Origin of the sequence: Streptomyces hokutonensis, assembly GCF_042751305.1 — a bacterium.
Taxonomy (GTDB): domain Bacteria; phylum Actinomycetota; class Actinomycetes; order Streptomycetales; family Streptomycetaceae; genus Streptomyces; species Streptomyces hokutonensis_A.
Window position 1 is genome coordinate 177,066 of record NZ_JBHYWD010000017.1, and the last position, 6,902, is coordinate 183,967.

The window sequence follows — 6,902 nt, forward strand, 5'->3', positions numbered from 1 at the left end:
ACCAACACCACCCTCTGTCTTGTCTCCACCCCCCTCACCCCACCCCGCTCCCCCTCCTCTTCGAGCCCACTCACATCCCCCCTGCGGGGGCGACCCCCCCCCCCCCCCCCCCCGCTTCGTACTACCTACTGGCTACCTGCTCACTAGCACTTCTTGCCGGTGTTGATGCAGTTGGCGATGGTCGCCGCCAGGTTGTTCTTGGTGACGCTGATGAAGTCGTCGTGGTCGGTCGACGCCTTGTGCAGCTGCTCCGGGAAGCCGTCCACCGCGTAGGCGTTCTTGACCACGCCGTTCTGGATGGTGGGCGGGGTGATCTTGTAGACCAGGCGCATCGTCAGCTGAGGGATGGCCTTGAAGCCGTTCCCGCAGACACCGCTCGCCGGGTCCGCGAAGGCCACGTGCGTACGGTGGTTGGCGCTGTCGATGTTCACGCCGTCCCAGCAGCTCTGGAACGCGAAGGTGCGGACCACGTTGCTGCCCTGCGGGCAGATCGGGTACTGCTCCGTCAGCTGGACCTTGTTCTCGAAGCCGGTGCAGCTCCAGTGCGCGTTGGCGTTGGCCAGACCGTTGGTGAGGGTCTTGGCGTCACCGGTGATGATGCGCAGGAACTGCGGCATCGCGACGACCTTGCTGGCCGGCGAGCCGACGTACTTGATCTGCGCCGACTGCGGGGTCAGGATCTTGCCGACGTTGCCTTCCTTGCCACCGCCGAGCGCGTTCGCGTCGAACTCCTGCGAACCGTCCTGCACACGCACGACCGGCCAGTAGTACGCCGAGAGGTCACTCTGGTTCTGGCAGCTGGAGGGGGCGGCCAGCAGCGAGTCGTTCGTGGAGAACGCGTTGACCTTCTGGTTGCCGACGTAGTCGTGCTCGTGGTGCGCGCCGTTGGTCACACCGGGAGCCACGATGACGTTGTCCGTGTTGTGGTTCTTGTTGGCGTTGACACCGCACCTGGTGGTGAAACTGCCCGTCGAGGCCTGAGCCTGCTTCTGCGGCTTCGCCTGGACGTTGTTCGCGACCTTCGTGATGTCCACGAAGTCCGCGGCCGTCGGGCCGTTGCCTGCCTGACCACCGTTGTTGGCGGCGGGCGCGGAGGCGCTGGCACTCGGGGCAGCGGTGTTGCCGTTGTTCTGGCCGCCGTTGTTGTTCTGCCCGCCGTTGTTCTGACCACCGTTGTTGTTCTGGCCACCGGCGGTGGTGTTGTTGGCGGTCTGCGTCGTACAGGCAGCGAGCTGCGCCAGTGCAGCCGCGTTGACACTGCCGCCCACTCGCTGGATGTCGATGCGGATGCGGTCGATCGTCGCGGCCCGCTTCTCCTTGAGGGGGCCGACGATCGCGTTCTGCACGAAGCTCGCGTCGTTGGCCTGGGCCTGGCGCGTCGAGGCGAGCCGGGCGTAGGCCTCGGTGATCTGCTTGTCCAGGTTCGCCAACTCGGTGGCGACACCCTGACGAGCCTTCTGCGGCACGTTCGTCAGCTGCTGGCCGACGTCCGGGCAGGCGATCGTCGCGACAGCACTCGCCGCGGCGGCCTTCGTCGTGTTCTGGCCCGATGAGTTGGACTCATGCGCCGAAGCGTTCATCTGCGCCCAGAGCAGCCCGGCCCCACCGAGCGCTAGGGCAGCCGAGGCGGCAATGGCCTTGGTGGCCATCGGCGTACGGCGTTTACGATCATTGCGTCCCATGGAACTCCTCTGACTTCCTTGCGGGGCAGCGAGGCGCCCGACAGGAGTGAAGCGGCTCCCTCAGATACGCAGGAGGTCCCAGGAGTGTTCAGCCGTCTCAGAAATTGATGAGAGGTTCCTGCATAAGTCCCCTCTCAACTGGCCCTTAAACACCGCCAGTTGTGATCGACTCACAGCTAGTGCTCAGCGTCCCTGGTCCAAATAGGCCAATACCGCCAGCACACGGCGATTGTCGTCATCCGAGACTTCCAGTCCCAGCTTGGCGAAAATATTGGATGTATGCTTCCCGATCGCCCGTTCCGTCACGACGAGTTGCCCCGCGATCGCCGCGTTCGACCGCCCCTGCGCCATCAGTTCGAGCACCTCGACCTCTCGGGGCGTGAGCCGCCCCAGCGGCCGGTCGTCGGCCGCCCGCCGCGCCAGCAACTGCTGAATGACCTGCGGATCCATCACCGTCCCGCCGCCCGCCACCCGCCGTACGGCGTCCACGAACTGCTCCGCGTCGAACACCCGGTCCTTCAGCAGATAGCCCACCCCGCCGCTCCCGTCGGCGAGCAACTCCCGCGCGTACAACTGCTCCACGTGCTGCGAGAGCACCAGCACCGGAAACCCGGGCCGCTCCCGCCGCGCCCGCAACGCGCACTGCAGCCCCTCGTCGGTGTGCGTGGGCGGCAGCCGTACGTCGACCACGGCCACGTCCGGCGCCAACTCGGCCAGCGCCTTGGTGAGTTCGGGCCCGCTCTCCACGGCCGCGGCGATCTCGAAGTCGTAGGCCTCCAACAGCCGCACCAGCCCGTCCCGCAGCAGGAACAGGTCTTCGGCTAGGACAACACGCACGGAATCTCCATGGTCACCACGGTGGGACCGCCCGCGGGGCTGCTGACGGCCAGGACGCCGTCGAATGTACCGAGTCGCCGCCCGACTCCGGAGAGTCCCGACCCCGCCCCGACCACCGCACCACCCCCACCGTTGTCGGTGACGGAGATCCGCAGCATCCCCTCCGCGTGGTGGAGGTCGACCCAGATCCGGTCGGCACCGGAGTGCTTGACGGCGTTGGTCAGCACCTCGCTCACCGCGAAGTACGCGGCCGACTCGACCGGCGCGTCCGCCCGCCCGCCCCCGAAGTCCACGCCCACCTCCGTCGGCACCGGCATCCGCAGCGCCAACGCCCTTACGGCATCCCCGAGTCCACGCTCGGCCAGCACCGGCGGATGGATCCCGCGCACGAGATCGCGCAGCTCGCCCAGCGCCTCGGCGGAGGACTGCCGCGCCCGGGCCAGCAGCGCCTTGGCCTTCGCCGGATTCTTCTCGATGAGCGCCTCGACCGTCCCGAGATCCATCCCCATCGCCACCAGCCGGGCCTGCGCACCGTCGTGCAGATCGCGCTCGATGCGCCGCAGCTCGGCCGCCGAGGAGTCCACGGCGTCCCGCCGGGTCTCGGTCAACACCCTTACCCGTTCGGCGAGTTCACCCTGCCCCGGAGCGAGCACGGAACGGGTCAGCAGGAAATGGACGCGCAGCAGGGCGGGCGTGAGGAAGTAGGAAGCGACGAGCAGCGCGACACCCAGCAGCCCCGCGAGCAGCGCACTGCCCTGCCCGCTCACCGGCACGAACCCGTACCACCACCCCACATACGTCCCGTCCGTGAACACCCGCCACAGCCCGAAGGCCAGCGCGAACCCCTCCAGCGGATAGAACACGAGAGCCGCGGGCACCAGGGCGGTGACGAACCCGGCGGTCATGTCGACGAACAGCCAGCCGAGCAACCGGAACGTGACTTTCCAGGACTTCGCCCCGGTCGGCTCCACCGGAATCCGCACCCCGCACCACTCCACGGCAAACAGCCGCCGCCGATCCGCGTGCGCCCGCACACCGGCCAGCACCCAGGGCGTGGTGATCAGCCCGATCCCGACGGGGATGAGCACGAGGGAGACGAGCGTGAGAACGAGGAGGACGAGCGACCCGTAGAGGGAGAGGAGAGCGAGGGCAAGGCCGCGCAGCCCGGCCATGACGACTGTACGGGCCCTGTTCGTGTCCATAGGCCCAGTCTCACGGACGGGGAGGACGAGGTCACGGGGCCGAGCCACCATGAAGGGGGTGTCGCTGTCCCCACCTGTTTCAAGGGGCGCGGGGAGCTGCGAGACCAGCCCACGCACCCGCAGCCGACGAATCACCCTTACAACGGCACCCCAAGCACCTTCGCTTCCACAACAGGGTCGAGCCCCACCGCCGGCCGATCCGGCCGCTGCGGCGCAACCCCACCGATGCCCCGCAACCAGTTCCACGTATCGGTCACCGTCTCCTCGACGGACCGGCAGCTCAACCCCGTAGCAACCGCCCGAGACACATCCGCACTGTGCAACGCGTCGTACCCCTCACTACCGGCCGGAATCCACACCGGCAACTGAGTCCACGGCTCGATACCGGCATCGAGCACGACATCCGCAGAGGTCCACCGCAACTCGGCGCCCCCACCGGTCACCCGCACACACGCGTCCAGGAACGAACCCATCGTCGCGTGCCCCTGCTGAGAGATCAGGTTGTACGCCCCGCTCAACTCCCGCTCCACCGACCCGAGCGCCCACTCCGCGAGATCCCGCACATCCACGTACTGAAGGGCAAGCTCCCGCGGCCCCGGCGCCAACACCGGCCCACCCCGCGCGACCCGGGTCAGCCACCACGGCAACCGCCCGATGTTCTCGTACGGCCCGAGGATCAGCCCCGCCCGCACGAGCACCGACCGCTCCGCCCCGAACGCGTCGAGCGCGGCAAGCTCCCCGCCCCGCTTGTCGCGCGCGTAGTCGGTCTTGTCGGCGTCGGGCTCCGCGCCCGCCACGACGGGAGCGTCCTCGGTGTACCCGGCCGGCGGCGCCCACTCGTACACCGAGCAGCTCGACACATACACATACCGGCCCACCCGGTCGGCGAGCAGCCGCGCCGCGTCGTGCACCGCGCGGGGCGCCGCCGACCAGGTGTCGACGACGGCGTCCCACTCGCCCTCGGCCAGCGCGTCCAGCCCACCGGGCGCGGTGCGGTCACCCCGCAGCGCCCGTACCCCGGGCAGGGCCTCGTGCCGTCCTCGGTTGAGGACGGTCACCTCCCAGCCCCGCCCGAGGGCGGCCTCCACGACGGCCCGTCCCGCGAACTCCGTACCGCCCAGCACCAGAAGTCTCATACCGACGACTCTGCCCGCGGGGTCCACGGAACGGAACGCGAATCTGCCGTCAGCAGACGATCAACGCGCGGTCGGCGGCGTGTACTTGTACCCGACCCGGCGCACCGTCTGGATCGCCTTGCGGTGCTCGGCGCCCAGCTTGCGGCGCAGCCGGGCGATGTGGACGTCGACGGTACGGCCGTCGCCCACGTGCCCGTAGCCCCACACCGTGGTGACCAGCTGGTCGCGCGTGTGCACCCGGTTGGGGTGGGCCACCAGGTGGGCGAGGAGTTCGAACTCCAGGTACGTGAGGTCGAGTTCCTCGCCCTTGAGCTGCGCGGTGCGCTGCACGGTGTCGATGCGGACGAGCGGTTCGGCGTCGGCGGCGATGCCGGCGGTGATGTCGGGTACGCCGTCGGGCAGGACGTCGGGGTGTCCGGTCCGGGCGAGGTGCGGGCTGTCGGCCGGGATGAGGACGAGGTACCCGACCATCGGCGGCTGCCCCGGCAGGGTGGGCAGCGTGTGCGGCGGCGCCGGCAGCCAGGTGGCACCCGGCGGCAGGAACTCCGTCACGTCGATCACCTCGTCCCGGTCGACGGCACGCAGATGGTTCCGCGTGCCGTTCGGGGCGGAGGAGGGCGCCGGGGCGTCGAGGGTGGCGGAGGGCAGAGAACGGATGATCGCCATGAGAGGTCAGCTCTTTCGCGCGAGAGGTTCGTCGAGGGACGTACATCGAGTCGCGCAGGCCGGAGGCCGAAGGTGTACGGCTTTAGAGGGCCGGCGCGTTCATCGCGCGACAACACACCCGGTCGAAGTCATGGTGCTGACGGGAAGGCCAGAAGGGCTCCAGGTCATGGCGACCCGTCGCTCCGCACTTCTGGTAGTTGCCCATGGGCCCATTGAAGCAGACACACGCCCGCAACAGGACCCTCCTCTCACAGCTTGGACGCCCCCTTGGCGGGAAATTGACGTCCGGCCCCTCATCCCACCAGCCGTCTGTGCCAGGTCAGCGGCTTGACGTCGATCGCGTTGTCCGGATCGCCGTCCCAGTCGGCGGACAGTCCGGCGGCCCGGAGCGCGGCCAGCACCTCGTGCCCGACGGCCGTGGTGGTCTCGGCGGAGCCGTCCAATCCGCCGTAGTGGAGAGCGAGTCCGTACCCCTCGACGGCGTGCTCGGTGACCTGCTGATGGAAGAAGACGAAGCCGCGTGCCCCCTCCCGCTCCGCGCCTATCTCCGCGAGGCCGCAGCCCCGGCAGCAGGCGAAGTTCTCCCGGGCGGTGATGCCACTCGCGTCCAGTGTCTCGAAGGCGCGGGTGAGCCGGTCCGGGTCGGTGACACCCTCCCAGGCCGCCTGCTCGGTCACGCGCTCTACCCACAGCCGGTCCACCAACCGCGCGGCCTGCGCGCGGGACACCGGCCGCTCGTCGCCCTTGACGAGATAGTCCTCGGCGATCTCGGTCAGCGTCCTCCGGTCGTCGTAGCCGCAGCGCAGCCGCGTTCTGACCCGCTGCTCGACCTTCTCCCGCACCTCGTCAGGGAGTTCGGCCACCTCCTCGCGGGGCCCCAGGTCGACCGGCTCCCAGCCGACGCCCGCGTCCCAGCCGGCCGTCTGCCGTGCCCAGCCGGTCAGCAGCTCCGCCACGCGCACCGGGTCCGTGAGGTTCGTGCCGTAGAACTCGTCCTCGCTCAGGCGGTGTTCGAGCCGGTAGTCCCCGCCCTTCTCGTGCCACACCTGCGCGAACACGTCAGGGAGGTCGGGTATCCGCTGCACGATCAGGAAACGGTCGCGGGCGCCCCCGATCCGCGCCACCAGCTCCCGCAGCCGTACCGCCGAAGTCCGCGGGTACGTCTGCCTGTTCTCCGTCTCGACCTTGATGTCGAGACCCTCGTCGATGCCCGTGAGGCCCCCGTCGATGTCCATGGATCAAGACTGGCACGCGCCACTGACAAGGGCCCGGGGGGGGGGGGGGGGGCGCGGGGGGGGCTGGCGGCCGCGAGGACACGACGGCGCGCCGGCCGCCGCGGCGCAGCGACAGCGGGCGCGCGCGGGCCTGCCGCAGGCGCC

6 protein-coding genes are annotated in these 6,902 nt (G+C 69.5%); all 6 read right to left on the minus strand.

Going from position 1 to position 6,902, the window contains the following annotated elements; genetic code table 11:
* Positions 1–143: 143 nt before the first annotated feature.
* A complete protein-coding gene (locus ACFXC1_RS35960) occupies positions 144–1,682 on the minus strand; it encodes a DUF1996 domain-containing protein (protein ID WP_381250955.1) in 1,539 nt (512 codons plus the stop codon).
* A 183-nt stretch (positions 1,683–1,865) separates the two neighbouring features.
* Positions 1,866–2,519, minus strand: coding sequence for a response regulator transcription factor (locus ACFXC1_RS35965; protein ID WP_359616215.1), 654 nt, complete (start codon positions 2,517–2,519; stop codon positions 1,866–1,868).
* Positions 2,504–3,721 (minus strand): sensor histidine kinase, encoded by a 1,218-nt coding sequence (locus ACFXC1_RS35970; RefSeq protein WP_381250957.1) that lies wholly within the window; start codon positions 3,719–3,721, stop codon positions 2,504–2,506. Before ACFXC1_RS35970 ends, ACFXC1_RS35965 begins: the two co-directional genes overlap by 16 nt.
* A gap of 137 nt (positions 3,722–3,858) precedes the next feature.
* Positions 3,859–4,857, minus strand: coding sequence for an NAD-dependent epimerase/dehydratase family protein (locus tag ACFXC1_RS35975; protein ID WP_381250959.1), 999 nt, complete (start codon positions 4,855–4,857; stop codon positions 3,859–3,861).
* A 60-nt stretch (positions 4,858–4,917) separates the two neighbouring features.
* Positions 4,918–5,523 (minus strand): winged helix-turn-helix domain-containing protein, encoded by a 606-nt coding sequence (locus ACFXC1_RS35980; RefSeq protein WP_381250961.1) that lies wholly within the window; start codon positions 5,521–5,523, stop codon positions 4,918–4,920.
* A 293-nt stretch (positions 5,524–5,816) separates the two neighbouring features.
* Entirely contained in the window at positions 5,817–6,758 is a 942-nt protein-coding gene (locus ACFXC1_RS35985) for a DUF6891 domain-containing protein (RefSeq protein ID WP_381250963.1), read from the minus strand.
* Positions 6,759–6,902: the final 144 nt, after the last annotated feature.

Bases quoted from the DNA above. Each gene is read 5' to 3' on its own strand.
- ACFXC1_RS35960 (WP_381250955.1), bottom strand. From the start codon at position 1,682: ATGGGACGCAATGATCGTAAACGCCGTACGCCGATGGCCACCAAGGCC.
- ACFXC1_RS35970 (WP_381250957.1), bottom strand. From the start codon at position 3,721: ATGGACACGAACAGGGCCCGTACAGTCGTCATGGCCGGGCTGCGCGGC.
- ACFXC1_RS35975 (WP_381250959.1), bottom strand. From the start codon at position 4,857: ATGAGACTTCTGGTGCTGGGCGGTACGGAGTTCGCGGGACGGGCCGTC.
- ACFXC1_RS35980 (WP_381250961.1), bottom strand. From the start codon at position 5,523: ATGGCGATCATCCGTTCTCTGCCCTCCGCCACCCTCGACGCCCCGGCG.
- ACFXC1_RS35985 (WP_381250963.1), bottom strand. From the start codon at position 6,758: ATGGACATCGACGGGGGCCTCACGGGCATCGACGAGGGTCTCGACATC.